The following is a 25,772-nucleotide window of genomic DNA, read 5'->3' as shown; positions in this document are numbered from 1 at the left end:
GTTCCTTAGGGGTTAATTGGCCATACCGAAGCGAGCGCGGGGCGAGCTGTGCAGCACGTCCGCGGTGATGCTCAAGAAGAAGTGAGTGCAGTCGTCGAGCAGTTCTTCGCAGTTCGTGGCAGGGTCGGCCATCCAGGCGGTGAGCAGTTCGACGAACCCGCCGACGAAGAAGCGCGAGATGGTCAGCAACCGGCCCGGGTCGGTACCCGGCCGCAGGTAGTCGCCGCCCAGATTCGCGATGATGGCGGCGATGCGCTCACTGGTGTCGCGACGACGTTCGGCCAGCCCGGGGCTGGCCAGCGAAAGATTGAGCACGACCCGCCCCTTGCGCGGATCCGCCGCGAAAAGGTCCACCGCGCAACGCAATCCCGCATTGACCTGACGGGACAGCTCTGACGGCGCCTGCGCGACCCTATCGAGCCCCAGCTGAATCATTTCTTCGACGATCGAGTCGTAGACGGCCACGGTGAGCGCGTCGGTATCGGCGAAGGTCTCGTAGAAATACCGCGATGACAGGTTGGCGGTCTTGCAGACCCCGCGCAGGGTGACGGCCGTCAGCCCGCCGGTGCCCAGAAGTTCCAGGCCGACATCGAGGAAACGGGCGCGACGTTCGGAGCTTCGCTCACTGGCGCTACGTCCGCCATAGCTGCGAGCTTCGGCCATTTCGCCATCTTGGCACAAGTGTGTGCAGATGGATAGACCATCTGCACACACTCGTACACAGAAACTGACGTCGGCGCGGACCCTACTGCTGCGGAGCCAGCTTGAACACCGGGTGGTCGGCGTCGTCGGGCAGTTCTTTCCAGTAGCCCTCGACGACCTTGCCGGCCAGCGGCCGGTACGCCGCGATGATCGGCGCCCGGTCCGCGACCGGAATCTCGGTGGCCAGGTAGTTCGCCTTGCCGAGCGCCACCACGGGGTTCTCCCGGACGTTCTTCACCCACGCCGACTCACCCCGGGTGGACACCAGGTACTTCACCCCGTCCACCTCCGGCACCACGACCGGGATGCGCTGCGGCAAATGGTTGGAGCTGCGGGTGACGGTCAGCGTTTCGCTGCCGCCGATGCCCGTCAGCCGCGCAATCGGGTTGAAGACGTTGACTACGAACCACGGCGGCTTGAGGTAGGCCATGAGAAAAGCGTAGAGCCAAAGCTCCAACTACACCGCGCTCAGCGCATCGTCCAGAATGTCCAGCCCGCGCTTGGCGTCGTCGATGCTGATGTTGCACGGCGGCACCAGGTGGAAGCGGTTGTAGTTCATGAACAGCAGCAGGCCGTTCTGGCGGGCGCGCGCATTGATGGCGCCCATCTCCGGCGAGCTGCCGCCGTACGGTGCCAACGGCTCCTTGGTGGCCCGGTCCTTGACCAGCTCCACCGCCCAGAACACGCCCAGACCGCGGACGTCGCCGATGATGTCGTGCTTCTCGGCCAGCGCCGCGAGGCCGGGACCGAAGACGTCGGTGCCGATCAGCTCGGCGTTCTCGACGATCTTCTCGTCGTGCATCGCGGTGATGGTCGCCACGGATGCCGCACACGCCAGCGGGTGGCCGGAGTACGTCAGGCCGCCCGGGTAGGGCTGCTCGAGGAAGCGCTCCAGGATCTTGTCGCTGACAATGACGCCGCCGAGCGGCACATAGCCGGAGTTGACGCCCTTGGCGAAGGTGATGAGGTCCGGCGTGACGCCGTAGTTGTCCAGCGCGAACCACTTGCCGGTACGGCCGAAGCCGGCCATGACCTCGTCGAGGATCATCACGATGCCGTGCTGGTCGCACAGCTCGCGCACGCCCTGCAGGTAGCCGGGCGGCGGCGGCATGATGCCGACCGTGCCGGGCACCGACTCCAGGATGATCGCGGCGAAGGCACCCGGGCCTTCGAACTCGATGACCGACTGCAGGTGCGCCAGGGCGCGCTCGGACTCTTCCTCCTGCGTCTGCGAACCGAACTGGCTGCGGTACTGGAACGGCCCGAAGAAGTGCGTGGTGCCTTCGCTGCCGTAGTCGTTGCCCCAGCGGCGGACGTCGCCGGTCAGGTTGATCGTCAGCGCGGTGCCGCCGTGGTAGCTGCGGTAGGTCGACAGCGTCTTGTAGCGGCCGGTGTACACGCGGGCCATGCGGATGGCGTGCTCGACGGCGTCGGCGCCACCGTTGGTGAAGAACACCCGGTTGAAGCCTTCGGGGGCCACCTGGCAGATCAGGTCGGCGGCGGTGGCCCGGGCCTCGTTGGCGTGCTGCGGCGCGATGGTGCACAGCTTGGCGGCCTGCTCGGCGATGGCCGCGACGACCTTGGGGTGCTGGTGGCCGATGTTGGTGTAGACCAGCTGGCTAGAGAAATCGAGCAGCCGGTTGCCGTCACCGTCGATGAGGTAGCTGCCCTCGGCGCCGGTGAAGACCAGCGGGTCGAGCTTCCCCTGGGCCGACCACGAGTGGAATACGCGGCTGCGCTCCAGGTCATAGATCCGGCGGGCGTCAGCGTTGGCGGGCGCAGGCATGCATTCCTCCTCGAAAATGAATCAGCGGGCTGGTGTGCGGCACGGCGGCATCGCCGCTACCGATCGGTAACATTACTCGCTTCCCTGGCCGCCTCCGTCACGATGGCGCACGATGAGGACATGCAGATTCCGCAATCGGTCGCCCGTTTCAACCGTCGGGTCACCAATCCCATCCAACGGCTGTGGGCCGGCCGCGCGCCGACGTTCGGCATCCTCGAGCACGTCGGGCGTAAGTCCGGCAAGACGTTCCGCACGCCGCTGACGGTGTTCACCACCGCCGACGGCTTCGCCATCCTGCTGACCTATGGTCCCGACCGCGACTGGCTCAAGAACATCACCACGTCCGGTGGCGGGCGGATAACCCGGCGCGGTCACACCGTCGACGTGGTCGATCCGCGCGTGGTGAGCAAGGAGGAAGCCGCCCCGCTCATCACCGGGTCGTTACGTAAGGTGTTTCCGCGCTTGCCTTTTGAGCAGGCGGTGCTGCTGCGGCGTGGGTAGCTACCCGGTCGGACACACCTCGACAACGATCGCCGGCTAATCCGCCGATCGTTCTGCCGGCTCGCCGGCAGCAACGGCAGCTGCGTTGATCTTGGTGAGCACAGCGTGGAGGTGCTCCAGTTCGGTCAGATCAACGCCCAGTTGCTTGACGACTGCCGGCGGGATTTTCAGTGCGCGGCGTCGTAGCGCGGCCCCTTTTGGCGTCAGTGTTATGTGTGTGGTGCGTTCGTCGGTGGCGCTGCGGGTGCGGTGGATCAGCTCAAGGGTTTCGAGGCGTTTGAGCATCGGCGAGACGGTGGCCGAATCCATCTGCAGCAACGCGGCGATCTGCTTGACGGTCAACGGATCTTGCTTGGATTTTGCGTTGTCCCACAACGCCAGCAAGACCAGGTATTGCGGATGCGTCAGCCCGAGCGGTTCGAGCAGTGGCCGGTAGATGGCAAGTACCGCACGGTTGGTGATGGCCAGCGCGAAGCAGACCTGACGCTCCAGGGCGAGAGGGTCGACGTCTTCGGAGACAGTGGACATGCCGCCCAGTTTATTACCAGTTAGGGCCCTAACATTTTGTGCCCGCTGCGTCTGCCGGAGGTCGTCATCGGCGACGCCTCCCCTAGCGGAATAATGGACTAACAGTTAGTGTACTAACTATTAGGGTGCAAATCGGATGGCACCCATCGATCTGATCGACAAAGGAGTCGTCATGGCCGCCGATCGTCCGACGTTCTGGCAGCACATCACCTACGCCTACGGGCGCCGCTTGCCGGATCACCTGCAGGACTGGGTTCGTCGCGACCTCACCGACGACGGGGCGGTACGCCGGCACATGATCCGATACGCAATCCCACCGGTCTTTGTGCTGGCTCCGCTGTGGCTGCTGCCGGCATCGGTGTATGTCCACTCCGAGATGACGCTGCCGATTTACTTCTGGGCCTTGGTGATGGCGTTCGTCCTCAACAAAGTGTGGCGCCGATACCGCCTCGCCCAACATGGCATGGACCCCAATCTGATCGACGAGATTCAGCGGCAGCAGCAGGCACAGATGCACGAGCGCTACGTCGAGCGCTACGGCCAGCGACCGGAATCGGCCAAATGGCAGGCCAACAGCCGGCCGTTCTGACGCCAGCGCGGCATCGGCCGCCCATCAGGCGATGGGCGGCCGATGCGTTTTGCTTTCGGCCACTTACCTTTTGAGTACGTGGCGCTGTTGCGCCGGGCCTAGGCAGACTCGTCCAGCACCTGCTGGACCACCCGCATCGCGCTCAGCGCCGCGGGCGCCCCGCAGTATCCCGTCGCGTGGATGATCGCTTCGACGATCTCCTCGCGGGTGAGTCCATTGTTCAGACCGCCCCGGACGTGGCCGGCGAGTTCCTCGTGGGCGCGCAGGGCCGTCAGCATGCCGAGGTTGAGCAGGCTGCGGTCACGGCGGCTCAGACCCGGCCGGTTCCACACCGCGTCCCACACGTGTTCGGTGACGAAGCGCTGGATCGGTTCCGATTCGGTGCCGCTGGTGCGGGCCAGTGCCCGGTCGACGAACTCGTCGCCCATCACCTGACGGCGGGTGGTGATTCCGGATTCGAATGCCGAAGCTGTCTCGCTACTCATCCTTGGACCGTACTTCCATCTGTTCATGCAGCGGTCCGGCGATACCGGTCGCGGGTGACCCAGCTCTCAATTAGGTTCTGCGCTATCTACTCACAGTCAACTGTCAGGAGCCCTCGGTGCCAGAAACCGACCGTCCCGAGAGGGTTGCCCCCACCGGGGAGCAGTTTCTCGCCATGCAGGCCAGCCCCGAATTCCAGGAGCTGCGTACTCGGTTGCGCCGCTTCGTGTTTCCGATGACCGCGTTCTTCCTGCTCTGGTATGCCCTTTACGTCGCGCTCGGGGCCTTCGCCCACGACTTCATGGCCACCCGGGTGTTCGGCAACATCAACGTCGGCCTGTTGATCGGGTTAGGCCAGTTCCTGACCACGTTCGTGATCACCGGGCTGTACGTGCGCTTCGCCAACCGGGAACTCGACCCACGGGCCGCCGCCATTCGCGAAGAACTCGAGGGCGTCCGATGACCACCACCGTCCTGGCCGCCCAGACCGTCGGCAATCCGGCCGCCAACATCGGCATCTTCAGCGTGTTCGTCGTCGTCACGATGATCGTGGTGATCAAGGCCAGCAAGCGCAACGCCACCGCCGACGAGTTCTTCACCGGTGGCCGCGGCTTCTCGGGCCCGCAGAACGGCATCGCCATCGCCGGCGACTACCTGTCCGCGGCCAGCTTCCTCGGGATCGCGGGCGCCATCGCGGTCTACGGCTACGACGGCTTCCTGTACTCCATCGGCTTCCTGGTCGCCTGGCTGGTGGCCCTGCTCCTGGTGGCCGAATTACTGCGCAACACAGGCAAATTCACCATGGCCGACGTGCTGAGTTTCCGGCTCAGGCAGCGGCCGGTCCGCCTGGCCGCAGCCACCTCGACGCTGACGGTGTCTCTGTTCTACCTACTGGCCCAGATGGCCGGTGCCGGCGGCCTGGTCGCCCTGCTGCTCGACGTCAACAGCCGCGCCGGGCAGTCGCTGGTGATCGCCGTCGTCGGCGTCCTGATGATCGTCTACGTCCTGGTCGGCGGCATGAAGGGCACCACCTGGGTGCAGATCATCAAGGCCGTGCTGCTGATCGTCGGCGCCGCGTGCATGACGGTCATGGTGCTGGCCAAGTTCGGCTTGAACTTCTCCGACATCCTGGGCTCGGCCCAGTCGGCGATCTCCCACGCCACCACCAAGGGCGTCTCCAGCCGCGACGTCTTGGCGCCCGGCGCGCAGTACGGCGGGTCGCTCACCTCGAAGATCAACTTCATCTCGCTGGCGCTGGCGCTGGTGCTCGGCACCGCGGGCCTGCCGCATGTGTTGATGCGCTTCTACACCGTGCCGACGGCGAAAGAGGCGCGGCGATCGGTGGTGTGGGCCATCGCGCTGATCGGCGCCTTCTACCTGTTCACCCTGGTGCTCGGGTACGGCGCGGCCGCGTTGGTCGGCCCGGACCGGATTCTCAAGGCGGCCGGCGGCGTGAACTCCGCGGCCCCGCTGCTGGCCTTCGAACTCGGCGGCGTCATCCTGCTCGGCGTCATCTCGGCGGTCGCGTTCGCGACGATCCTCGCGGTCGTCGCCGGCCTTACCATCACGGCGTCGGCCTCGTTCGCGCATGACATCTACGCCTCGGTTCTCAAGTCCCACAAGGTGACCGAACAGGAACAGGTGCGGGTCTCGCGCATCACCGCGGTCGTGCTCGGGGTGTTCGCGATCGGGCTCGGCATCCTGGCCAACGGTCAGAACGTGGCGTTCCTGGTGGCCCTGGCATTCGCCGTGGCGGCCGCGGCCAACCTGCCGACGATCCTGTACTCGCTGTACTGGAAGCGGTTCAACACCCGCGGCGCACTGTGGAGCATGTACGGCGGCCTGCTCTCGACCATCGTGCTGATCGTGTTCTCCCCCGCCGTATCCGGCAGCAAGACCGCGATGATCCCCGGCGCCGACTTCGCGTTCTTCCCGCTGGCCAACCCGGGCATCGTGTCCATCCCGCTGGCCTTCGCGCTCGGCATCATCGGCACGCTCACCTCGTCCGACACCGGGGACCCGGAGCGCACCGCCGAGATGGAGGTGCGGTCACTGACCGGGGTGGGCGCCGAGAAGGCGGTCGCGCACTGACGGCACGGAGGTTAGGCGAGAACCTGCTCAACCTGTCGGGACGCCGCGGTTCCGCCTTCTGACTCCCAACGATCTTGAGCGCCCGCCGCCTGGGTGCGCCGTTCGCGGTCGCGTGGACTGATCATGAGCAGCCCGTCGGCGGAGGCAGCGTTGCCGGTCTGGGCCGCCGCCATCATCGTGGCGTGGGCGTCGTCGGGGTCGGTGCGTGGCGGGATCACCAGCAGTATCAGCCGGTCCCGGGCGTCATCGAGGCCGAGAACTTCGATGGTGTTGACCGGCTGACGCCGATACCCGTCGAGGCGTACCGCGCGGCCACCGGTGGTGAGCTTGCGGGGCGCATTCGTCCAGGCGTTGAGGCGGTACGACACGCGGTCGATCCGGCCCAGCCGCACCGAAAGCACCGCCAACAGGTCCGGCAGCTCGACGGCCAGGTCATCGCTGTGCGGCCACCATGCCCCGTCGACGTATCCGCCATGCGGCGCTTTGGCTTTCAACCGCAGCCGCGGCGTGTTCGCCGGCACGGTGCCGTTCTGGTCATTCTTGCGAGTCGGTTGTGGCGTCATGGCGACGCTCCCTTCGTTACATCTCTGGTGTCAGCGCGATCCCATTGGGTCGTTGAGCTGTCGAGCGCGGACCAGTGCCTCGGTGTGATGACTGCCGGCCGGTCATCTCCGACTTCAGCCGGAGTCGGTACCGGCTGCTGGATGGGTGGCGCAGCGCGGTGCTGGTTGCGGTTGTTGCCCGCCGTCCACGCGAAAACCGCGGTGAGCGCCATCGCTAGCAGGACCATGAGGGACAGGAAAACTGTGTTGCTGGTAGCCATTTCGGCTCCTAGGGGTTATCGGACGAGACGTGAATGCGTCCCCGCATCACCGCCGACCGGCCGTTGACCGCGCCGGACCCCTCGGCCAGCGCGACGAGCACAGTGGCCGATCCGACGATCACGATCATGACGGCGCCTCATCCGGTGCTACGACTCCAGTGAACTCCCAGATCAGAGCTATGTCAACAGCGTAGACCTACGAGATAGGGCTACACTGAAGCGATGCCGGAGAGACGCGCACGAAGGGCGGTGCTTCACTCATGACCCCACCCTCGAGAGGGCCATCACGTCCGGGGCGAGACGCGCCCGGCGCCGACTCGCCCGCGGAGGACGGCGCGAACCGGCCGATCACCCGCGCGGCGGTCCTGAGCAGCGCCCTGCAGATCATCGACCGCGAGGGCGTTGACGCGCTGTCGATGCGCCGCCTCGGCGAGGCGGTGGGTCGCGACCCGATGGCGCTCTACCGTCATGTGCCGAACAAGGCGGCCGTGCTCGACGGGGTGGTCGAGATGGTCTTCGAGCAGCTTGCGCTCGACACCCTGGCGACGGACTGGGCTGCCGCATTACGCAAACTCGGCCACGGCTTCCGCGAATTGGCGCGCGCGCATCCCCACGTGGTGCCGCTGTTGGTCACCCGTCCCCTTGCCACACCACTCGGGATGCGGCCCCCCGGCATCCTGCGGCACCTCGAACAGGTGCTCGCACTCCTGACCCGTGCCGGGTTCAGCGGGGATGACGCACTCCACGTCTACCGGACGTTGTTCGGATTCCTGTACGGCCACGTCCTGACCGAACTGCAGGAGATCGTCGAACGTCCCGAGGAAACCGATCATGTGCTGCGGCTCGGGCTGTACCGGCTGCCGCTCGACCAATTCCCGCACTTGCGTGACCTCGCCCCGATCTGGGCCAGTTACGACGGGCGCGCCGAACTCGACCGGGGACTCGACATCCTGCTCAGCGGCCTGGGCACCCGATTCGGCGTGCCTGCGGCCGGACCCCCATAAATCACCACGAACGGAGGTGATCCCCATGGCAATCACCGAAGTAGCCGAATATGCCCATCTCAGCGAGTCGGACCTGGACGCGCTCGGAGCCGCCCTGGAGTCCATTCGTCGCGACGTCGAGAATTCGCGGGGCGCATCGGACCGGGCATACATCCAGCGCACCATCGTGTTTCAGCGCTGCCTCGAGGTCACCGCGCGGCTGGTCATCGCGGCCACCCGGGGCAAGCTGGGGTGCGCACTCGGCACCACCGCATTGGCCACGGCCAAGACCATCGAGAACATGGAACTCGGCCACAACATCTGCCACGGTCAATGGGATTGGATGAACGACCCGGAAATCCACTCCAGCACCTGGGAGTGGGACATGGCGGGCGTCTCCTCGCAGTGGCGATATGCCCACAACTACCGCCACCACGTCTTCACCAACGTCATCGGGATGGACGACGACCTCGGGTACGGCATCATGCGGGTCACCCCGGACCAGCCGTGGGGCGCCGGCAATCTGCTGCAGCCGCTACGAAATGCCTTGCTGGGCATCATGTTCGAATGGGGCATCGCGCTGCAGGGCTGGGAGTCCGAGCAACGAGGTGCGGCGACTCGCGCCGAGAAATCCGCCCTCACCCGGGCGCTGGCCCGCAAGGTCGCCCGGCAGGCCGGCAAGGACTACGTGTTCTTCCCCGCGCTGAGCCTTCGCCGATGGCGCCGCACCCTCACCGCCAACGCGGTCGCCAATCTGGCGCGCAACGTCTGGGCCTACGTGGTGATCTGTTGCGGTCATTTCGCCGACGGCACACAGAAATTCACCCCAGCGGCCTTGGACGCCGAGACCAAATCCGAATGGTATCTACGACAAATGTTGGGTACCGCGAACTTCCACGCCGGGCCGGTGCTGGCGTTCCTCAGCGGCAACCTCTGCTACCAGATCGAGCACCATCTGTTCCCCGACCTGCCGAGTAACCGCTACGCCCAGATCGCCGTACAGGTCCAGGCCGTGTGCGCCCGCTTCGGCCTGCCGTACACGACCGGTCCGCTCGCGCGCCAGTATCTCCGCACCCTGCGCACCATCGTCGCACTCGCGCTGCCGGATCGTGTTGTGTCGGGCCGTGATTGCGTGTACGCCGTCGCGCCGGGCTAACTCGCCAGGGGGTCGGTGCGATGCAGATCGCACTCGGCGTGATCGCACCGGCGTTGGTATGCCAGTCGGTTGTCCCAGCAGCAATCGGCGGCGCGGCTCGCCGCGGGCTCTCCGGCTAGTGCGCACCCAGGTTCCGGCATAACCGGTCCACACCGGGGCCGGTGAGATCAGCGAGCGCACAAGGCCGCGCGACCATCACCATCAGGAGGGCTTCCGCGGGTCCGGACGCTTCCGGCCCGCGGCCGAACGACCAGTCCAGATCGGTGGCGACCAACCGCACTCCCCTGGCCCGCCAGGCGCCGCGCAGCAGCGCCGCGTAGCGCGCGAAGTCCAGCACCGTCACCAGCCGGTCGTGCGGTATCTGGCGGGGCAGACCCAACGGTCGACGGATGTCCTGCTGGTGAATCATCCCGTCCGACAAGGCGATCCGGCCGCCGAAGCCGGTCGTCAGACCACGTGGGACGACATGCTCAGCCAACGTGGCACAGAGTTCGTCGGCGCTGCGGCCCGCGTGCCGCGCCAGCACGGCGGCATTGATCCGGGGCGGGTACAGCCCACCGCGCAGGAACTCCCGGACGGTCTCCGCGCCGCTCAACTCGTCGTAGCCGATGAGGTGGCCGACGACGTCGCGCACCCGCCACCCGGTGCACAACGACGGTTGTTCCCACTGCTCGGGCGTCAGCTGCGCCAGGAACTCGACGAGGTCCTCGCGCTCGGCACGGGCCAGCTCCATTGTCGACACGACTTACCCACTTCCCAGCGAAGGACCGGCCGAAACTGATCCAAGCATGAGATCCCGCGGTCTCCTACCGCCTGCGCTACCGCATCGACCCCGCGGCCGACTTGCCCGCCTGACCCTGCAGCGCCGGCGGCAGACTCGGCACGAAATGCCGTGCGGCAAAAGCGCGGATCTCCTCGGCGCTCTCCAGCGCCTCGACACTCGGCAACAGCAGCACCATCGCGGCGTAGCGCAGGATGGTGTCGGCCAGGTCGTTGACGGCCTGCTCGCCGATCCGGTCGGCGAACCCCTCCGGGAAGATGACGCGCAGCGCCGCCGCCATCCGGCCCACCGCAGCACCGTAGTGCTGCTGCATGAGTGCGATCACGAGCGACGGTTCATCGGTCATCATCCGGTTCAGCACCCGGTGCCGGCGGAACCGCAGGATCGACAGCGTGAACGCCTCGACATACAAATCAGATTGCGGCCCAGCGTTTTTCAGCTCGCTGGCGATATCGTCGAACAGCACGACGTTCTCGCGCTCGACGACCGCGGCCACCAGCTCATCGCGGCCCGCGAACCGCCGGTAGATCGTGGTGCGGCTGACCCCGGCCCGGCGCGCCACGTCGTCGAGCGCAACGCGGCGGAAGCCGTGCTGCTCGAATTCGATGAGCGCCGCGTCGAGGATCGCTTGCGTCGCGTCAGCGGGCACGTGCGTAACCGCTTTGCGCAAAGCTGTTGTACCGCACCGACATCGGCAATCGGTCCCACACCCAGTTCACCGGCTTGGTGCGCCAGGCGGCGGCGAACAGTTGATATGCGCGTTCCTGCCGGTCGGTCCACGGCAGCTCCAGCAGGTCCCGCGTCCGCGGCGGCATGCCGCCGGTGGTCAGGAACGCCGCGACCGGGTTGAACGCCACCGCGATCACGCGCCACACCGCCGGGTTGACGCCCTTGGGCGCCGGAAAGCCTTTGGTCACATAGCCGACGCCGTACCGCGCCGTCTTGTGCGGCACCGCGACGTCATTGATCATCCGGTCCCAGTACTCCTCGAATTCGGCGTAGGTGGCCGGCATCGGCCTGTCACTGACGCCATAGCGGCGGTACCACGTCTTGGACTCGAGGTAGATCTGTTCCTTCTCTGCGTAGCTCAGCCGCTTGACGAAGGTGTCCGCGAAGTACAGCACCTGGTCGACGAACGTCGCGTGCGCCCAGTAGTAGGTGTCGGGGTCGAGCGCGTGGTAGCGGCTGCCGTCGGGCATGTCGCCCTTGATCTCGCGGTGGTAGTCGCGGACCTGCGTTCCGGTATTGGCGTCATCGGTGCCGTACACGGTGCGAAAGATCGGCGGCAGCGAGCGCTTGACCCGCGCCGAGGTATCGGCGAAGAACACCGAATGGTCCAGCACACCCTGGCCGAGCTGGGCCAGCATGTTCTGCAGGACCGCCGGCCGGGGACCGATCAGGTACATCCGGTTGTCGCCGAAGTACTTCCACACCAGTGAGTCGGGCCCCAGAGGCAGGGCATCAACCGGTTCCGAGACCAGCTCGGACTGTTCCGCAAGTTCGGTCATGCGGAACAGTGTTACAAATTTTGCACTCTGTAACAAGAGCTACTTGAGCGGCAGCCCCGTGATCGCGCGGGACATCACGAGCCGCTGGATCTCACTGGTGCCCTCGAAAATCGTGAAGATCTTGGCGTCGCGGTGCCACCGCTCCACCGGATAGTCGCGGGTGTAGCCGTTACCGCCCAGAATCTGGATGGCCTCGTCGGTGACGTAGACCGCCGTCTCACTGGCGACCAGCTTGGCCATGGAACCTTCGGCGTTCTCGAACGGCATGTTGTTGCGCGCCATCCAGCCGGCCCGCCACACCAGCAGCCGCGCCGCGTCGACGCGGGCCTTCATGTCGGCCAGCTTGAACGCGACGGCCTGGAAGTCACCGATCTTGCGGCCGAATTGCTCGCGCTCCTGCGCGTATCCCAGCGCGTACTCGTAGGCAGCGCGGGACACGCCCAACGCCATCGCCCCCACCGTCGGCCGCGTGCGCTCGAACGTCTTCATGGCCACCTGGCCCGCCGAACTCTTGCCTTCGCGGGTGCGGGCGATCCGCTCCTCGAACTTCTCCCGGCCGCCGACGATCAGCCGGCCCGGCAGCCGGACGTCGTCGAGCACGACCTCAGCGGTGTGAGACGCCCGGATGCCGTGCTTCTTGAACTTCTGACCCTGGCTGAAACCCTTTGTGCCAGGCGGGATGATGAAGCTGGCCTGGCCGCGCGAGCCGAGCTCCGGGTACACCGAGGCGACGACGATGTGCACGTTGGCGATGCCGCCGTTGGAGGCCCAGGTCTTGGTGCCGCCCAGCACCCATTCGTCGGTGGCCTCGTCGTACCGCGCCCGGGTGATGATCGACGAAACATCCGATCCCGCACCGGGTTCCGACGAACAGAATGCGGCCAGCTTGGGTTCGTTGATGTCGCCGTACATCTGCGGCAGCCACTCGCCCAGCTGTTCCATGGTGCCGTTGGCCGCCAGTGACGCGGCAGCCAGACCGGTGCCCATGATCGACATCGAAATGCCGGCGTCACCCCAGAACAGCTCTTCGACGGCGACGGGCATGCCGAGCCCGGTCTCCTCGGCAGTCTGAGCAGCAAAGAACTCCATGGAGTACAGGCCGACCTTGGCCGCCTCCTGAAGGATCGGCCAGGGCGTCTCTTCGCGCTCGTCCCACTCCTCGGCGGCCGGACGGATCACGTCAGCAGCGAACTCGTGGACCCAGTCCCGGACCTGTACGACGTCAGCGGACAGTTCAAGCGAAAAAGACATGGGCGACACACTACTGGGCGCGCCGCCACCTCGCCGTACCTACTACGGCGAGCACCCCGGCCAGGGTCGCCAGCAACAGCGACAACGTGATGAACGACGGGTCATAGAGCACCGACGTCTTCACCGGCTCGCCGGGAATCACCGGCGCCACGTCGGCGATCGACGATGCGGCCAGCCAACTCAGCACCGAGCCGACGGCCGCCAGTACCGCCACTATCAGCGCGCCGGCCGCCACGATCCTGCCGGTGCTCATTCGTCGTCGTCCTCGCCGAATTCGCGTACACCCAGCGCCTCCAGCTGGGCACGCAGCCCGCGATGGCGCCGCGCCCACGCCTGCGCGGTCCGGTCACCGGTCATCTTGAGCCCGATCCCGGTGCGTCCCCGCGGAACACCGGTCAGCTCTCCGAGCGCCCGGTCGGACTGCCAGCGCGGCGCCTCGGCGCCGCGCGCCTCCGGGTAGATCCCGAGCATGTCCGCGACGCGGACCGACTCGGTGCCCTGGCGCAGGTATTCCGGCGTCAGCTCGACCGAGGTGTGCAGGCGTGCGGCCTTGATCTGCAGCCCGATGAACCCCGTCACCAGCACCAGGAACACCAGCGGCACCAGCGGGTCCAGCCGGTGGGCCGACCACAACTGCATCGCGGCGATGGAACCGCCGGAGAACGGCCCCAGCAGCAGCCACCACCAGCTGGCACCGACCTCGTGGAAGAGGACCTGTTCGGCGTCGGTGTCTGTCGGCGCGTCTGTCATGCGTTGGCCTTTCCATCGAACCAGGACTGCGCCGCAGGCCGGGTGATCGAGACCGTCCCACCGATCGCCAACGCCATGACAATCGTCAGCACCAGGAATCCCAGCGGATCCGCCCCGAACACCAGCAGCAGAAACGCAATCAGCAGCACGATCGCCATCGCCAGCGCGGTGGCGGCCCGGCGAAACCGGGCATCGCCGCGTCGCGCCCGGCCGGCGAGAAAGCCCAGAGCGAGTCCGACCGCCGCCAGCAGCCCACCGATGGCCCGGAACGAAGCGGGCAGGCTCAGGCTGAGCTGCCAGGTACCGATCGCGGTGAGGAGACCCCCGGCCACCACCCAGCACCAGAAAGCAACGGTCACGGCCTGCGGTCGGGCGGGTGAGGGCGTGGGCTCAGTCATATCCGGGCCAGCCTAGCGGGCGACGTGTGCATCGACGTCGACGTGGGCGCGGCTCAGCGGACGAAGTAGGCGTTCGAGTCGGGGCGGTGCAGGAGGTACACGCCGCCGCCGATCAGCACCGTGCCGCCGATGCCGCACACCGCGTAGCCCAGCGCCGCGGCCGCGCCGTGGTAGTCGGCGAAGAGATTGGTGGTCAGGTACAGAATCGTCGCCGCGGACCCACCGGTGAGGATGCTGCGCGCCCACCGGTAACCCTGCCGCAGCAGCACCAGGAACGTGGCCACCAGGACCGCGATGATGAACAGCATCAGACCGGACACCGCGTATGCGTAGCCCGACACCGAGCGCTCGGGCGTGGTCAGCAGGTTGACGACGTAGCCGATCACCGACACCGGCAGCGCGGCCGTCCACAGCCAGAAGCCGGTGACGACGTCCTGCGGCATCTCGTGCGGCTCGGCACCGGAACCGTCCGGGGCCGCGCCCTGATACGGCGGGTACTGCGGATGCGGGTTCTGCGGGTTTTGGGGGTTCACCGGAGCCAGCCCGCGACGTCCGTCGCCCAGTACGTGAGCACGATGTCGGCGCCGGCGCGCCGAATGCTGACGAGCGACTCGAGGACCGAGGCCCGCAGGTCGATCCAGCCGTTGGCCGCGGCCGCGCTGATCATCGCGTACTCACCCGAAATCTGGTACGCCGCAACGGGGACCGGCGAGATGTCGGCAGCGGCGCGCACCACGTCCAGGTAGCTCATCGCCGGCTTGACCATCACCATGTCGGCGCCTTCGGCGAGATCCAGTTCGATCTCGCGGACCGCTTCGCGGGCGTTGCCCGGATCCTGTTGATAGGTACGACGATCGCCCTGCAGGCTCGAGCCCACCGCCTCGCGGAACGGGCCGTAGAACGCCGACGCGAACTTGGCGGCGTAGGCCAGGATCGCGACATCGCTGTGCCCGGCATGGTCCAGCCCATCGCGGATCGCGGCCACCTGACCGTCCATCATGCCGCTCGGACTGACCACGTGCGCACCCGAATGCGCTTGGGCCACAGCAAGTTTGATGTACTGCTCGTTGGTGGCGTCGTTATCGACCCGGCCGTGCACATCGAGCACACCGCAGTGCCCGTGATCGGTGAACTCGTCCAGACAGGTGTCGGCCATCAGCACCGTCGCGTCGCCGAGGTCCGAATTCAGGTCGCGCAGTGCCACATTGAGGATGCCGTCGGGGTTGACTCCCTCGGAACCGGTCGCATCCTTGTCACCGTCGCACGGAACGCCGAACAGCATCAGCCCACCGACACCGGCCTCGACTGCCTCCGCGGCGGCGCGGCGCACCGACTCCCGGGTGTGCTGGACGACCCCGGGCATCGAGCTGATGGGACGCGGCTCGGAGAGCCCGTCCGCGACGAACAGCGGCAGCACCAGATGCCGTGGCTCCAGCGAGGTTTCGGACACCAGACGCCGCAGCGCCGGGGTCGTACGCAGTCGCCGCGGCCGATGCCTCGGATACGACACAGCAATGCCTCCTAGTTCGCCGAAGCCGCATTCCGGCAGACAAAGTGCGAGTGCACGCCTGCTGGAATGCCGTTTCGATCGAGTTTAGCGGCGCCGGCTCTTCTTACGCGGCGGCGGCAGGGCACCCTCGGCGCGCAGGCGAGCGGCGTGCTCGGCCAGCGCCTCGACCAGCGGGCCCACCGCGGCGGTCTCCGGCTGCACGTCCACCCGCAGGCCGAATTCGGCTGCGGTCTCAGCGGTTTTCGGGCCGATGCAGGCGACGATGGTCCGGGCGTGCGGCTTGCCGGCGATGCCGACCAGGTTGCGCACCGTGGAGCTCGAGGTGAAGCAGACGGCGTCGAAACCACCGGTCTTGATCATCTCGCGGGTGTGCGCCGGCGGCGGAGCGGCGCGGACGGTGCGGTAGGCCGTGACGTCCTCGATCTCCCAGCCACGCTCGCGCAGGCCCTCGGCCAGCGTCTCGGTGGCGATGTCGGCACGCGGCAGCAGCACCCGGTTCACCGGGTCGAAAATCTCGTCGTAGTCCGGGAATTCGTCGAGCAGGCCCAGCGACGACTGCTCACCGGCAGGCACCAGCTCGGGGTTGATACCGAACGCGCGCACCTTGTCCGCGGTGGCCTGACCGACGCAGGCGATCTTCACACCGGAGAACGCCCGGGCGTCCAGACCGAACTCGTTGAACTTCTCCCACACCGCACGCACCGCGTTGGTGGAGGTGAACACGACCCACTGGAAGCGGCCGTCGACCAGACCCTTGACCGCACGCTCCATCTGGGCGGGGCTGCGCGGCGGCTCGACGGCGATGGTCGGCACCTCGATGGGCAGCGCGCCGTGGCCCACGAGGCGATCGCTCATCTCGCCGGCCTGGTCCTTGGTGCGCGGCACCAGCACGGTCCAGCCGTACAGCGAGCGGCTCTCCCACCAGTTCAGCTTGGCCCGGTGCGCCACCGTCTTGCCGATGGTGACGACCAGCGGGCCCGCCAGCGGTCCGACCGGCTCGGGGCCGACCGGCTTCTCCAGCACGGCCTTGTCCAGCAGTCCGGCCAGCGTGGTCTCGATGGACCGCTGCTGGCAGGTGGTGCCGTTGGCGGTCACGACGCACGGGGTGCTTTCGGTGAGGCCGTATTCGATCAGGGTGCGGGCGGCGTCCGGCAGGTGCGACACCGTCGCGTGCAGGATCAGCGGCCCGGGGGCGGCGGCCAGCGCGGCCCAGTCCACGTCACCGCGGACGTCGGCCACGGTGTGCGACGACCCGACGGGCAGGCCCGCGTAGGTCGGCACAGCCGTCGACGACGGCAGGCCCGGCACCAACTCGAAGTGCGCCGCGGTCTTGGCCAGGGCGTTCACCTCGGTGATGACGGAGTCGACCGACAGCGGGTCGCCGGCGACCAGGCGCACCACGTCGACACCGGTCTTGGCCTCGGCCATCAGCAGCTTGGCCACCTCGGTCGGGTCACCCAGAGCGGGGCGCACGTCGACGCCATGCGGGAACGTCATCGTGGGCGCGGCAGCCGGCGCCTTCTCGGGCGTGGCCTCGTCGGTCTTGGTCTCGGCAGCCGGCTCCACCTCGGCCGGGTGCGGCCCGGACGTCGGCGGCAGATCGGTACCGATCAGCGCCAGCACCGCCTCGGGCACGTCAGGATCGGTGAAAACCAATGCCGCATGCGCCAAAACGTTCCGCGCACGCGTCGTCAACAGGCCCGGGTCACCGGGGCCGGAACCGACAAAGGTGATGCGGCCGGGCTTGTGCTTACGCACTCGGGTCGTCATCTCTCACTCCCGCTCTACAGTCCGCTGATCCAACACGTCGCGTGCACCCAGGTCGAACAACTCCGCGGCCAGCGAGAGCCCCAGCTCTCGTGCCCGTTCGGGTGTCCCGATCCCGGACGCCCGGATCACGTCGGATCCGTCCAGCGCCGCCACGCAACCGCGCAACGACAGCTCTTCGAAGACTCGGCCGTCCTCGTCGATGGACTCGACCACTTCAGCGATCGCACCCACCGGCGCGGAACAACCCGCCTCCAGTTCGGCCAACAGGACTCGTTCGGCAGTGACCGCGGCACGCGTGTCGGGATGGTCCAGCTTTCCCAGCAGCGTCGCCAACTCGGTGTCCCCCACTCGGCACTCGACCGCGAGGGCGCCTTGCGCCGGCGCTGGCAACATCTGCACCGGCTCGAGGCTCTCGGTGACGACATCGAGCCGTCCGATACGGGCCAGACCCGCTCGGGCGACGACAACAGCGTCGAGATCACCACTACTTACCCTGTTCAACCTGGTATCTAGGTTGCCTCGTAGGGGGCGGATTTCCAAACCGAGACCCAGTGCTCTAAGCTGCGCCGCCCGTCGCGGGCTCGACGTGCCGATCACCGAGCCGGCCGGCAACTCCCCCAGCACCATTCCGTCGCGCGCCACCAAGGCATCCCGCGGATCTTCGCGCGGCGGGACGGCGGCGATGACGAAGCGCTCGTCGGGCGCCGTCGGCAAATCCTTGTACGAGTGCACCGCGACGTCGATGCGGCCGTCGGCCATCGCGTGCCGCAGCTCGGCGGTGAACACACCGATGCCGATTTCGGCGACGGGCGCCTGGGAGCGGTCACCGTCGGTGCTGATGATGACCAGCTCCGCGGGCTGCCCCAGAGCTACCAGGGCGTCACGGATGGTGCCGGCCTGCGTGGTAGCCAACAGGCTGCCCCTGGTGCCGATCCGGACAACGTTATCGAGGGTAGTTACCAAGTGAGATTACTCAGCCTTGTCGTGGTGGGAATGCGGCTCGCCTGCCGCCAAATCTGGTGCCATCAAGGGCAGTTCGCCGGCGGACACGGCGTCGATGGCCTGCGGGTCGAGCTCGAACAGCTCCCGCAGCGCCTCGGCGTAGGTGTCGCCGCCGGGCGCGCTGGCCAACTGCTTGACCCGCACCGTCGGTGCGTGCAGCAACTTGTCGACGACCCGTCGGACGGTCTTCGCGACCTCGTCGCGGTGGGCGGCGTCGAGCCCGGGGACCCGGTTGTCGAGCCGCAGCAATTCCGCCTCGACGACGTCGGCGGCGCGCTGACGCAGGGCGGTGACGGTCGGGGTGACCTCGGCCATCCGCTGGCCGGCCAGGTAGCTGGCGACCTCCGCGGCGACGATCGAGCGGGCCGCTTCGGCATCCGAGGCAGCGGCCCGGGCCGACGGCTCCCGCTGGATGCGGTCCATGTCGATCATGTGCACGCCGGGTAGGCCAGCAATCGCGCTGTCCACGTCGCGGGGCATGCCCAGGTCGCAGATCACCAGTTGGTGATGCTCCGGGCGGTTCATCAGTCCACGGTGCGCATCGGCCAACGACACCACCGGACGCACCGCGCCGGTACACGCGACGACGACGTCTGAGTTGCCCAGCGCGACGGCGATGTCGTCCAGGGTGTGCGCGGCCGCGTCGACGCCCTGTGCCTTCAAATTCTCGACCATGCGCTCGGCTCTCGGCAGCGAGCGGTTGACCACCTCGATGCGGGCGATCCCGGCGCGCGTCAGATGCGCGGCGGCCAGGGCACCCATGGAGCCGGCGCCGATCACGGCGGCCGTCAGCCCGGTCAGCGACGTCAGCTTGGACGTGGCCATGTCCAGCGCCACCGAAACCACGGACGCACCCGCCGAATCGATCCCGGTCTCGGAATGGACCCGCTTACCGACCGACAGTGCCCGCTGCGACAGTTCGTGCAGGGTGCGGCCGACGGTCTGGTGCGCTTCCGCGGAGGTGTAGGCCCGGCGCACCTGGCCCAGCACCTGCGCCTCACCGATGACCGCCGAATCGAGGCCGCTGGCCACGGCGAACAGATGCTCGACAGCCGCCTCGGCGTACCGCACGTAGGCGTACTTCGTGAGGTCGTGCAGCGACATGCCCGATCGCTCGGAGAGCACCGAACCGATCACGGAGAGCCCGCCGTGGAAGGCGTCGACCACCGCGTACACCTCGACCCGGTTACAGGTGGAGAGCACCATCGCCTCGGTGACCAGAGAGGACTGCAGCAGCAGCTCGATGATCTTGGCCTGTTCGGCCTCGTCGGTGCTGAGCTGTTCCAGCACGGAAACCGGTGCACTGCGGTGCGAAACCCCGAACAGCAGTACGCTCACGGCCTCTTCACCTCGTCGCACCTCCGTCGCGCAGGCATGTTTCCTGGGCCTCGAGTGGCCGCAGGAACGTATTCAAAGCTAGCCGCTCACCAGCCCGCCGACCAAATTTGCTATACGCACACCGAATCCCACGACGGCCGAGCCGTCAATAGAGCCCTGCATGCGCCTTGAGCGCCCTGGCCTGACGGTCAACCCACTGCGTCAACCTGCCAAGTCGGCCCGCAACTGCTCCTCGTCGACCTCCCAGTAGCTGTGCTCAACGTCATCGAGGAGCACCACGGGCAGCCGATCGCCGAATTCCGCGCGCAACGCGGTATCCCCGGCAGCAGCAAGTACATCGACATCCGTGCTCGTCAGGGTGAAGCCGAGCTCGTCGGACAGCTCAGCGAGCTGAGCCGCCGCGCGCGCACACATGCTGCAGCCGGTTCGGGTGAGCAACGTCACGCGGTGGCTGTTCCCTGATCGATCCACGCGCAACAGTATGGCGTGACCTACTGTTGAACCGTGTCCGAATCCAGCCCCGTGACTGCCGACGAGCCCGTGCCCGCCGACACTGTCGACGGCCAGGATTCCGGAGCCGACGAACCCGCCGCCCCTGCGCTCCCGCCGCCGCCCGACCTCACCGCGGCCGCGTTCTTCGACGTCGACAACACGCTGGTGCACGGTTCATCGCTGGTGCACTTCGCCCGTGGCCTCGCCGCCCGCGACTACTTCAAATACTCCGACTTGGCCCGCTTCGCCTACGCGCAGGCCAAGTTCCAGGTGACCGGCAAGGAGAACAGCGACGACGTCGCCGCCGGCCGGCGCAAGGCCCTGTCGTTCATCGAGGGCCGGCAGACCGCGGAACTGGAAGCCCTCGGCGACGAGATCTACGACGAGATCATCGCCGACAAGATCTGGCAGGGCACGCGGGCGCTGGCACAGATGCACCTCGACGCGGGCCAGCAGGTCTGGCTCGTCACCGCCACGCCCATGGAGCTGGCCCAGACCATCGCCAACAAGCTGGGGCTGACCGGGGCGCTGGGCACCGTCGCCGAGTCGGTCGACGGGGTCTTCACCGGCCGCCTGGTCGGCGACATCCTGCACGGGGTCGGCAAGGCGCATGCGGTTCGCCAACTTGCCATCAGGGAGGGCCTGAACCTGCGCCGCTGCACCGCGTACTCGGACAGCTTCAACGACGTGCCGATGCTGTCGCTGGTCGGCACGGCCGTCGCGATCAACCCCGACGCCGCGCTGCGCGACGTGGCCCGCGAACGGGGTTGGGAAATCCGCGATTTCCGGACCGCCCGCAAGGCCGCCCGCATCGGCGTGCCGTCGGCGCTGGCCCTGGGCGCCGTCGGCGGGGCACTGGCCGCCATGGCATCCCGCAAGGGCAACTAGCTTCGCCGCGCCGGTCAGAGGCGCGGACGCTGATAGGCTCACCCGCCATGGGCATCGCGGACAACATCATCGGCACCCACTACCGGTACCCCGATTACTTCGAGGTCGGCCGCGAGAAGGTCAAGGAATTCGCGCTGGCGGTGCAGGACGATCACCCCGCCCATTTCACCGACGAAGCCGCAGCTGAGTGCGGTTCGGACACCCTGATCGCGTCGCTGACGTTCATCGCGGTGGCGGGCCGACGCGTGCAGCTCGAGATCTTCAACCAGTTCGACGTGCCGATCAATCTGGAGCGCGTGCTGCACCGCGACCAGAAGCTGATCTTCCACCGCCCGATCAAGGTCGGCGACCGGCTGTGGTTCGACTCGTACCTGGATTCGGTGATCGAGTCGCACGGCACCGTGATCAGTGAAGTCCGCGCCGAGGTCACCGACGACGACGGCCAGCCGGTGATGACGAGCGTCGTCACCATGCTCGGCGAGGCGCAGCACGACGGCGAGACTGATGAGATCAGCGCGCAGATCGCGGCAGCCCGCGACGCCGCCATCGCGAAAATGGTTGCGGCACAAAAGGGTTGATTCACCCTCGCGGGGAACGAACTACAGGAACGTGCCGCGGCGATTCGCCAGCAGCTGGTACAGCGTCTGCTGAATGGTGGCGCGCACCTGGTCGGTCAGCTCGAAGGTGACCATCGGGTCGTCGGCCGCGCCATCCTCGTAATCGGCCGTCGAGATGGGCTCGCCGAACTGGATGTACCACTTCGACGGCAACGGCAGCAGTCCGAGCGGGCCGGCGAGCGGGAACAACGGCGTCAGCGGGAAGTACGGCAACCCGAGCAGCCGGGCGAGCAGCTTCACGTCGCCGATCTTCGGGTAAATCTCCTCGGAGCCGACGATCGAGCACGGCACGATGGGCGCGCCGGTGCGCAGTGCTGCCGAGACGAAGCCGCCACGGCCGAACCGCTGCAGCTTGTACCGGTCCTTGAACGGCTTGCCCAGGCCCTTGTACCCCTCGGGGAACACGGCGGTCAGCTCGCCGGCCTCGAGCAGCCGGTGCGCGTCGGCGGTGCAGGCCATGGTGTGCCCGGCCTTGCGCGCGGCCTGGCCGACCACCGGCAGGTCGAAGACGAGGTCGGCAGCCAGCAACCGCAAGTCGCGGTGCTTCGGGTGCTTGTCGTGCACGGCGACCGACGTCATCAGCCCGTCGAACGGCAACACGCCCGCATGATTTGCCACGACCAATGCGGCGCCGTCATCCGGGAGGTGCTCGATACCGGACACCTCGACGCGGAACCAGGAATTGAAAAGCGTTCGGAGCAAAGGAAGAAACATCGCATCGTTGAGATGCGGGTCGAAACCGAATTCGTCGACCACGTAATCGCCGGTCATCCGCTTGCGAATGAAATCCGAAGCAGCACCGATACGTTGGGCCAGTTCATTGGGACCGTCAGCGGCAGGAGAGCCGGACGCAGCAAACCTATGCTGGTCGATCTCGCGGACCACCGCGGCGATCTGTTCAGCCGATGCGCGGGTCCCGGGGTCGGTCAACAGCGAAGGATGTCGCAGCGCCGCATCCCGTCTCGACGCACGACGTTGCGCACCAGCGCGTGTCGAATTCGAATGTAGCGGAATGACTTTGGCTTTGGATTCGCCCGCCACGTCAATATCTCCCACCATCAAAAACTTGCGAAATCAGCGTCCCCACCGCTGCGCTGCGGCCACTGCACGACGCTCCACTGAGCCTACCCACCCTGGACTGATAATGGGCGTCAGCGCGCGGCCTGAAACGTAATCGTCAAAAGCCTCCATGGTCGTCCACTTTGGGGTATAGCCGAGTTCCCTCGTCATCCGTGTGGTGTCCATGACCCGGCCGTAGCGCATGTAGTCGGACTGTTCGCGGTCCAATTCGACGCCCGCGGTCGCTCGTCGCCACGCGTCCAGGGCCCACATCGTGGGCCCGGCGAGTGGCAGCCCGATCCGGCCAGACCGGCGAATGGCCTGGCTCATCAGGATGACGCCCGACGCCCCGATGTTGAAGGTGCCGGCCCGTCCGACCAAGGTGGCGCGTTCCAGCGCCCCGAGGGCGTCCTGCTCGTGCAGGAGCTGCAACCGTGCGTCGTGCCCGAAGGCGGTCGGCACCAACGGACCCGCCAGATACCGCGACAGCGCGGTGTCCATGGCCGGACCGATCATGTTGGCGAGCCGCAGGATGGTGACCGCGATGTCGGGCCGCCGTCGCGCGAGACCGCGGACGTAGCCCTCGATGTCGATGCTGTCCCGGGCGAAGCCCTCCCCCGGTGGCCGGCGGGCGCTGCTGTCCTCGGTGAACATCACCGGATCACGCGGGCTGGCCCCGTAGATCTCCGATGTCGACTTGAGGATCACCCGACGCACCGACGGCGCCTTCTGACAGGCGGCGAACAACTGCATCGCACCCATCACGTTGAGCTCTTTGAGCGCAGCGCGACCGGATTGCGGCACGTACGACGCCGCCGCCGCGTGGACGACGGTGTCGACGTTGCCGTTCCGGATCACCTTGGCGATGAAGGGATTGCGGATGTCCGCGCGGACGAACTCCGCGCGGCCCATGCGCCGCAGCATGTCCTTGCTCGGCGTGATCGCGTCGACCGCGATCACATGCTCGATGAGCTGGTTCTGCGCGAGCCTGGCTGTGAGATAGCCGCCCAGGAACCGGCACGCCCCCGTGACCAGCACCACCTTGGGGTGGTGCAGGGTCTCGGGGATGTCCGGGCCGGAATCGCTTCCGCCCGGCGCGGTGGGCCGGCTTCCAGGGCGTCCGTCGGCATCCATTTGGTCAGCCTAGAGGGCGTCGATGGATGGCACAGGTCGGCGTCGCGGTTACTTACCGAGTTTTCTGCGCTGAACCCGGGTGCGACGAAGCAGCTTGCGGTGCTTCTTCTTCGACATGCGCTTGCGCCGCTTCTTGATGACTGAACCCATAGACTTTGAAGTCTCCGCTACTAGACGTCGATCCGTGAAGATCGGTGTGAAACCAACCCCGCCACTTTACCCGGCGGGGTTTCCGGTCACGAAAACGCCTGCTGGATACGCCCGCTCATCAGCGATTTCGGAGTGCCCGGTAGCGCTGACCGATACCAATCACACCGAATACGCGGATTCGGTGCTGCGCACCCAAGGTACGCAGCACTCAGCCGGGCGCGCGGTGACTAACCCGCGTCGTGGTACGAGGACTCGAGGAGGTCGTGCACCGCCTTGGCGTGCACCCGAAATGATCGGCCGACACGCACCGCGGGCAACTCCCCGTTGTGCACCAGCCGGTATACCGTCATCTTGCTTACCCGCATCAGACTCGCAACCTCGGCAACAGTCAGGAACTGCGTTCGTGGCTGATCGCCACCGTCACGCGCCGATGGCCCGTTCATAGACGTCATCGCAACCCAATCAATCAGGCACGGCCAGCTCCAGCGGCTTCCCCTCCGCTGGCACCAACGCGTGCTTACGAGAAGGAGAATAGCGTGGCCAATGTGGTTATTGCGACGGGTGTGGGGTAATCAATCTGAAATCTTAGAACTACTCAGATGTAATTCTTAGCTGCTCAGACCGTGTTTTTGCGGCTTCGACCGCACTTGCGACCGCGGAGCGCAGGCCGCCCCGTTCGAGTTCCCGCAGCCCAGCGGCGGTAGTGCCCCCCGGAGAGGTCACAGAGGCCCGCAATTCGGCGGCGCTGGTATCCAGCGGACCGACCGCAGAACCGGTTCCCGAATCACCCATCCGATTGAGCAACATGGCCGCCGAACCGGCCATCGTCTGGACCGCCAACTCGGTCGCCACGGCCCGCGGCAGGCCCGCCGCGACGCCCGCGTCCACCACGGCCTCGACCATCAGGAAGAAGTACGCGGGGCCCGAACCGGACACCGCGGTCACCGCGTCCATCTGCTTCTCCGGCACGGTCAGCACCGCGCCGACGGCCGAGAAGATCTCGGACACCTCGGCGAGTTGGGCTTCGTTCGCGAACCGGCCACGCGACAGCGCGGTGACGCCCGCGCCCACCAGCATCGGCGTATTCGGCATCACCCGCACCACCGGCGCGCCGGCCGGCAGCTTGGCCTCGTAGAAGGCCGTCGGGACGCCCGCAGCCACCGACACCACGACCTGCTCGACGCTGCTGCTGTCGGCGTCGGAGGCCAGTTCGGCCAGCACCTCGACGACGCCCTCGACGGCGTCGGGTTTGACGGCCACGATCACGTAAGCCGCGTTCTCGGCGGCGTCGGCGACGTCGGTGACCCGGACGGAGTACTTCTCGGCGAGCTGCGCGGCACGCGCCGGATAAGCCTCGGCGACGACCAGATCCTTGACCTGCCGCCCTGCCTGCAACAGCCCCGCCAGCAAGGCCTCTCCGATATTTCCGCCACCGATGATCGCAATTCTCGCCACGGAAGACAGCATGCCAGGACGGCGCAG

Annotated in this window: 32 protein-coding genes; 8 read left to right on the top strand and 24 right to left on the bottom strand. The window is 67.1% G+C overall.

What is annotated here, in order from left to right; genetic code table 11:
- Positions 1-12: 12 nt before the first annotated feature.
- The 3 genes from TL10_RS05960 to TL10_RS05950 all read right to left on the bottom strand — a co-directional run bounded on the left by TL10_RS05960 (position 13) and on the right by TL10_RS05950 (position 2,488).
- Entirely contained in the window at positions 13-663 is a 651-nt protein-coding gene (locus TL10_RS05960; protein WP_043984896.1) for a TetR/AcrR family transcriptional regulator, read from the bottom strand.
- 82 nt (positions 664-745) lie between these two features.
- Positions 746-1,132 carry a pyridoxamine 5'-phosphate oxidase family protein gene (locus TL10_RS05955; protein WP_043401421.1) on the bottom strand — a complete coding sequence of 129 codons (387 nt, stop codon included), beginning with the start codon at positions 1,130-1,132 and terminating at the stop codon, positions 746-748.
- A 27-nt stretch (positions 1,133-1,159) separates the two neighbouring features.
- Positions 1,160-2,488 (bottom strand): aspartate aminotransferase family protein, encoded by a 1,329-nt coding sequence (locus TL10_RS05950; RefSeq protein WP_043984895.1) that lies wholly within the window; start codon positions 2,486-2,488, stop codon positions 1,160-1,162.
- A 120-nt stretch (positions 2,489-2,608) separates the two neighbouring features.
- On the opposite strand from TL10_RS05950, the gene TL10_RS05945 reads away from it, so the two are divergent.
- On the top strand, positions 2,609-2,989 hold the full coding sequence (locus TL10_RS05945; RefSeq protein ID WP_043984990.1) for a nitroreductase family deazaflavin-dependent oxidoreductase: 381 nt from the start codon (positions 2,609-2,611) through the stop codon (positions 2,987-2,989).
- Positions 2,990-3,025: 36 nt separating this feature from the next.
- Here the strand turns inward: TL10_RS05945 and TL10_RS05940 are convergent, their stop codons facing one another.
- Complete coding sequence (locus TL10_RS05940) at positions 3,026-3,517, bottom strand: MarR family winged helix-turn-helix transcriptional regulator (protein ID WP_043984894.1); 492 nt, start codon at positions 3,515-3,517, stop codon at positions 3,026-3,028.
- A 172-nt stretch (positions 3,518-3,689) separates the two neighbouring features.
- Here TL10_RS05940 and TL10_RS05935 point away from each other — a divergent pair, with 172 nt between their 5' ends.
- Entirely contained in the window at positions 3,690-4,106 is a 417-nt protein-coding gene (locus TL10_RS05935) for a DUF5313 domain-containing protein (RefSeq protein WP_043401414.1), read from the top strand.
- Between the two features lie 98 nt (positions 4,107-4,204).
- Here TL10_RS05935 and TL10_RS05930 read toward each other — a convergent pair whose 3' ends face one another.
- A complete protein-coding gene (locus tag TL10_RS05930; protein ID WP_043984893.1) occupies positions 4,205-4,591 on the bottom strand; it encodes a carboxymuconolactone decarboxylase family protein in 387 nt (128 codons plus the stop codon).
- A 116-nt stretch (positions 4,592-4,707) separates the two neighbouring features.
- Between TL10_RS05930 and TL10_RS05925 the strand changes: the two genes are divergently transcribed.
- Positions 4,708-5,052 (top strand): DUF485 domain-containing protein, encoded by a 345-nt coding sequence (locus TL10_RS05925; protein ID WP_043984892.1) that lies wholly within the window; start codon positions 4,708-4,710, stop codon positions 5,050-5,052.
- The gene (locus tag TL10_RS05920) at positions 5,049-6,680 is read left to right on the top strand and encodes a monocarboxylic acid transporter (RefSeq protein ID WP_043401406.1); all 1,632 of its coding nucleotides are present in this window, start codon (positions 5,049-5,051) and stop codon (positions 6,678-6,680) included. The genes TL10_RS05925 and TL10_RS05920 overlap by 4 nt, the downstream gene beginning before the upstream one ends.
- An 11-nt stretch (positions 6,681-6,691) precedes the next feature.
- Here the strand turns inward: TL10_RS05920 and TL10_RS05915 are convergent, their stop codons facing one another.
- Entirely contained in the window at positions 6,692-7,243 is a 552-nt protein-coding gene (locus TL10_RS05915) for a DUF5994 family protein (protein WP_043401404.1), read from the bottom strand.
- Between the two features lie 520 nt (positions 7,244-7,763).
- On the opposite strand from TL10_RS05915, the gene TL10_RS05910 reads away from it, so the two are divergent.
- Positions 7,764-8,507 carry a TetR/AcrR family transcriptional regulator gene (locus tag TL10_RS05910; protein WP_043401402.1) on the top strand — a complete coding sequence of 248 codons (744 nt, stop codon included), beginning with the start codon at positions 7,764-7,766 and terminating at the stop codon, positions 8,505-8,507.
- Positions 8,508-8,532: 25 nt separating this feature from the next.
- Positions 8,533-9,642, top strand: coding sequence for a fatty acid desaturase family protein (locus TL10_RS05905; RefSeq protein ID WP_043401400.1), 1,110 nt, complete (start codon positions 8,533-8,535; stop codon positions 9,640-9,642).
- 115 nt (positions 9,643-9,757) lie between these two features.
- On the opposite strand, the gene TL10_RS05900 is transcribed toward TL10_RS05905, so the two are convergent.
- The 13 genes from TL10_RS05900 to TL10_RS05840 all read right to left on the bottom strand — a co-directional run bounded on the left by TL10_RS05900 (position 9,758) and on the right by TL10_RS05840 (position 20,421).
- Positions 9,758-10,375 carry a maleylpyruvate isomerase family mycothiol-dependent enzyme gene (locus TL10_RS05900; protein ID WP_043401398.1) on the bottom strand — a complete coding sequence of 206 codons (618 nt, stop codon included), beginning with the start codon at positions 10,373-10,375 and terminating at the stop codon, positions 9,758-9,760.
- 85 nt (positions 10,376-10,460) lie between these two features.
- Positions 10,461-11,072: a TetR/AcrR family transcriptional regulator gene (locus TL10_RS05895; protein WP_043401395.1), complete on the bottom strand. Its 612-nt coding sequence runs from the start codon at positions 11,070-11,072 to the stop codon at positions 10,461-10,463.
- The gene (locus tag TL10_RS05890; RefSeq protein WP_043984891.1) at positions 11,062-11,931 is read right to left on the bottom strand and encodes an oxygenase MpaB family protein; all 870 of its coding nucleotides are present in this window, start codon (positions 11,929-11,931) and stop codon (positions 11,062-11,064) included. The genes TL10_RS05895 and TL10_RS05890 overlap by 11 nt, the downstream gene beginning before the upstream one ends.
- Before the next feature lie 39 nt (positions 11,932-11,970).
- Positions 11,971-13,182 (bottom strand): acyl-CoA dehydrogenase family protein, encoded by a 1,212-nt coding sequence (locus TL10_RS05885; protein WP_043984890.1) that lies wholly within the window; start codon positions 13,180-13,182, stop codon positions 11,971-11,973.
- A 10-nt stretch (positions 13,183-13,192) separates the two neighbouring features.
- Positions 13,193-13,435 carry a hypothetical protein gene (locus TL10_RS05880; RefSeq protein WP_043401388.1) on the bottom strand — a complete coding sequence of 81 codons (243 nt, stop codon included), beginning with the start codon at positions 13,433-13,435 and terminating at the stop codon, positions 13,193-13,195.
- The gene (locus TL10_RS05875) at positions 13,432-13,932 is read right to left on the bottom strand and encodes a transport-regulating membrane protein Mce1N (protein WP_043401386.1); all 501 of its coding nucleotides are present in this window, start codon (positions 13,930-13,932) and stop codon (positions 13,432-13,434) included. The genes TL10_RS05880 and TL10_RS05875 overlap by 4 nt, the downstream gene beginning before the upstream one ends.
- Positions 13,929-14,330, bottom strand: coding sequence for a hypothetical protein (locus TL10_RS05870; RefSeq protein WP_043401384.1), 402 nt, complete (start codon positions 14,328-14,330; stop codon positions 13,929-13,931). The genes TL10_RS05875 and TL10_RS05870 overlap by 4 nt, the downstream gene beginning before the upstream one ends.
- Before the next feature lie 53 nt (positions 14,331-14,383).
- The gene (locus TL10_RS05865; RefSeq protein ID WP_318259845.1) at positions 14,384-14,863 is read right to left on the bottom strand and encodes a hypothetical protein; all 480 of its coding nucleotides are present in this window, start codon (positions 14,861-14,863) and stop codon (positions 14,384-14,386) included.
- Positions 14,860-15,840: a porphobilinogen synthase gene (hemB, locus tag TL10_RS05860; RefSeq protein WP_043401382.1), complete on the bottom strand. Its 981-nt coding sequence runs from the start codon at positions 15,838-15,840 to the stop codon at positions 14,860-14,862. Before hemB ends, TL10_RS05865 begins: the two co-directional genes overlap by 4 nt.
- An 84-nt stretch (positions 15,841-15,924) precedes the next feature.
- Complete coding sequence (locus TL10_RS05855; protein WP_043401379.1) at positions 15,925-17,610, bottom strand: bifunctional uroporphyrinogen-III C-methyltransferase/uroporphyrinogen-III synthase; 1,686 nt, start codon at positions 17,608-17,610, stop codon at positions 15,925-15,927.
- Positions 17,611-17,613: 3 nt separating this feature from the next.
- On the bottom strand, positions 17,614-18,573 hold the full coding sequence (hemC, locus tag TL10_RS05850) for a hydroxymethylbilane synthase (RefSeq protein WP_043401375.1): 960 nt from the start codon (positions 18,571-18,573) through the stop codon (positions 17,614-17,616).
- A gap of 6 nt (positions 18,574-18,579) precedes the next feature.
- Positions 18,580-19,950, bottom strand: coding sequence for a glutamyl-tRNA reductase (locus TL10_RS05845; protein ID WP_043401372.1), 1,371 nt, complete (start codon positions 19,948-19,950; stop codon positions 18,580-18,582).
- Between the two features lie 201 nt (positions 19,951-20,151).
- Complete coding sequence (locus TL10_RS05840; RefSeq protein WP_043401369.1) at positions 20,152-20,421, bottom strand: glutaredoxin family protein; 270 nt, start codon at positions 20,419-20,421, stop codon at positions 20,152-20,154.
- 33 nt (positions 20,422-20,454) lie between these two features.
- Here TL10_RS05840 and TL10_RS05835 point away from each other — a divergent pair, with 33 nt between their 5' ends.
- Together TL10_RS05835 and TL10_RS05830 are read left to right on the top strand one after the other, a co-directional pair.
- Positions 20,455-21,330, top strand: coding sequence for an HAD family hydrolase (locus tag TL10_RS05835; RefSeq protein ID WP_043401366.1), 876 nt, complete (start codon positions 20,455-20,457; stop codon positions 21,328-21,330).
- Positions 21,331-21,377: 47 nt separating this feature from the next.
- Complete coding sequence (locus TL10_RS05830; RefSeq protein ID WP_043401363.1) at positions 21,378-21,908, top strand: FAS1-like dehydratase domain-containing protein; 531 nt, start codon at positions 21,378-21,380, stop codon at positions 21,906-21,908.
- A gap of 21 nt (positions 21,909-21,929) precedes the next feature.
- Here the strand turns inward: TL10_RS05830 and TL10_RS05825 are convergent, their stop codons facing one another.
- From TL10_RS05825 to proC, 5 genes are all read right to left on the bottom strand, one after another.
- Positions 21,930-22,988, bottom strand: coding sequence for a lysophospholipid acyltransferase family protein (locus tag TL10_RS05825; protein ID WP_043984889.1), 1,059 nt, complete (start codon positions 22,986-22,988; stop codon positions 21,930-21,932).
- A 33-nt stretch (positions 22,989-23,021) separates the two neighbouring features.
- Positions 23,022-24,140, bottom strand: coding sequence for an SDR family oxidoreductase (locus tag TL10_RS05820; protein ID WP_043401358.1), 1,119 nt, complete (start codon positions 24,138-24,140; stop codon positions 23,022-23,024).
- Positions 24,141-24,188: 48 nt separating this feature from the next.
- On the bottom strand, positions 24,189-24,290 hold the full coding sequence (locus tag TL10_RS30025; RefSeq protein WP_003402602.1) for a 30S ribosomal protein bS22: 102 nt from the start codon (positions 24,288-24,290) through the stop codon (positions 24,189-24,191).
- A gap of 227 nt (positions 24,291-24,517) precedes the next feature.
- A complete protein-coding gene (locus TL10_RS05815; RefSeq protein WP_029105159.1) occupies positions 24,518-24,742 on the bottom strand; it encodes a cell division/environmental response transcriptional regulator in 225 nt (74 codons plus the stop codon).
- 139 nt (positions 24,743-24,881) lie between these two features.
- The gene (gene proC / locus TL10_RS05810) at positions 24,882-25,745 is read right to left on the bottom strand and encodes a pyrroline-5-carboxylate reductase (RefSeq protein WP_192830186.1); all 864 of its coding nucleotides are present in this window, start codon (positions 25,743-25,745) and stop codon (positions 24,882-24,884) included.
- Positions 25,746-25,772 lie beyond the last annotated feature (27 nt).

The sequence above is a fragment of the Mycolicibacterium llatzerense genome (genome assembly GCF_000878195.1).
Taxonomy (GTDB): Bacteria; Actinomycetota; Actinomycetes; order Mycobacteriales; family Mycobacteriaceae; genus Mycobacterium; species Mycobacterium llatzerense.
This window is presented reverse-complemented; position numbering and strand designations above follow the sequence as displayed.

What these genes read in the sequence shown, in the direction of transcription:
- TL10_RS05955 (WP_043401421.1), bottom strand. Translation starts at nt 1,132, where the DNA reads ATGGCCTACCTCAAGCCGCCGTGGTTCGTAGTCAACGTCTTCAACCCG.
- TL10_RS05875 (WP_043401386.1), bottom strand. Translation starts at nt 13,932, where the DNA reads ATGACAGACGCGCCGACAGACACCGACGCCGAACAGGTCCTCTTCCAC.
- TL10_RS05870 (WP_043401384.1), bottom strand. Translation starts at nt 14,330, where the DNA reads ATGACTGAGCCCACGCCCTCACCCGCCCGACCGCAGGCCGTGACCGTT.
- TL10_RS05830 (WP_043401363.1), top strand. Translation starts at nt 21,378, where the DNA reads ATGGGCATCGCGGACAACATCATCGGCACCCACTACCGGTACCCCGAT.
- TL10_RS05915 (WP_043401404.1), bottom strand. Translation starts at nt 7,243, where the DNA reads ATGACGCCACAACCGACTCGCAAGAATGACCAGAACGGCACCGTGCCG.
- TL10_RS05815 (WP_029105159.1), bottom strand. Translation starts at nt 24,742, where the DNA reads ATGACGTCTATGAACGGGCCATCGGCGCGTGACGGTGGCGATCAGCCA.
- TL10_RS05910 (WP_043401402.1), top strand. Translation starts at nt 7,764, where the DNA reads ATGACCCCACCCTCGAGAGGGCCATCACGTCCGGGGCGAGACGCGCCC.
- TL10_RS05920 (WP_043401406.1), top strand. Translation starts at nt 5,049, where the DNA reads ATGACCACCACCGTCCTGGCCGCCCAGACCGTCGGCAATCCGGCCGCC.
- TL10_RS05960 (WP_043984896.1), bottom strand. Translation starts at nt 663, where the DNA reads ATGGCCGAAGCTCGCAGCTATGGCGGACGTAGCGCCAGTGAGCGAAGC.
- TL10_RS05900 (WP_043401398.1), bottom strand. Translation starts at nt 10,375, where the DNA reads ATGGAGCTGGCCCGTGCCGAGCGCGAGGACCTCGTCGAGTTCCTGGCG.
- TL10_RS05935 (WP_043401414.1), top strand. Translation starts at nt 3,690, where the DNA reads ATGGCCGCCGATCGTCCGACGTTCTGGCAGCACATCACCTACGCCTAC.
- TL10_RS05945 (WP_043984990.1), top strand. Translation starts at nt 2,609, where the DNA reads ATGCAGATTCCGCAATCGGTCGCCCGTTTCAACCGTCGGGTCACCAAT.
- TL10_RS05880 (WP_043401388.1), bottom strand. Translation starts at nt 13,435, where the DNA reads ATGAGCACCGGCAGGATCGTGGCGGCCGGCGCGCTGATAGTGGCGGTA.
- TL10_RS05930 (WP_043984893.1), bottom strand. Translation starts at nt 4,591, where the DNA reads ATGAGTAGCGAGACAGCTTCGGCATTCGAATCCGGAATCACCACCCGC.
- TL10_RS05905 (WP_043401400.1), top strand. Translation starts at nt 8,533, where the DNA reads ATGGCAATCACCGAAGTAGCCGAATATGCCCATCTCAGCGAGTCGGAC.
- TL10_RS05885 (WP_043984890.1), bottom strand. Translation starts at nt 13,182, where the DNA reads ATGTCTTTTTCGCTTGAACTGTCCGCTGACGTCGTACAGGTCCGGGAC.
- TL10_RS05890 (WP_043984891.1), bottom strand. Translation starts at nt 11,931, where the DNA reads ATGACCGAACTTGCGGAACAGTCCGAGCTGGTCTCGGAACCGGTTGAT.
- TL10_RS05820 (WP_043401358.1), bottom strand. Translation starts at nt 24,140, where the DNA reads ATGGATGCCGACGGACGCCCTGGAAGCCGGCCCACCGCGCCGGGCGGA.
- TL10_RS05950 (WP_043984895.1), bottom strand. Translation starts at nt 2,488, where the DNA reads ATGCCTGCGCCCGCCAACGCTGACGCCCGCCGGATCTATGACCTGGAG.
- TL10_RS30025 (WP_003402602.1), bottom strand. Translation starts at nt 24,290, where the DNA reads ATGGGTTCAGTCATCAAGAAGCGGCGCAAGCGCATGTCGAAGAAGAAG.
- TL10_RS05940 (WP_043984894.1), bottom strand. Translation starts at nt 3,517, where the DNA reads ATGTCCACTGTCTCCGAAGACGTCGACCCTCTCGCCCTGGAGCGTCAG.
- TL10_RS05855 (WP_043401379.1), bottom strand. Translation starts at nt 17,610, where the DNA reads ATGACGACCCGAGTGCGTAAGCACAAGCCCGGCCGCATCACCTTTGTC.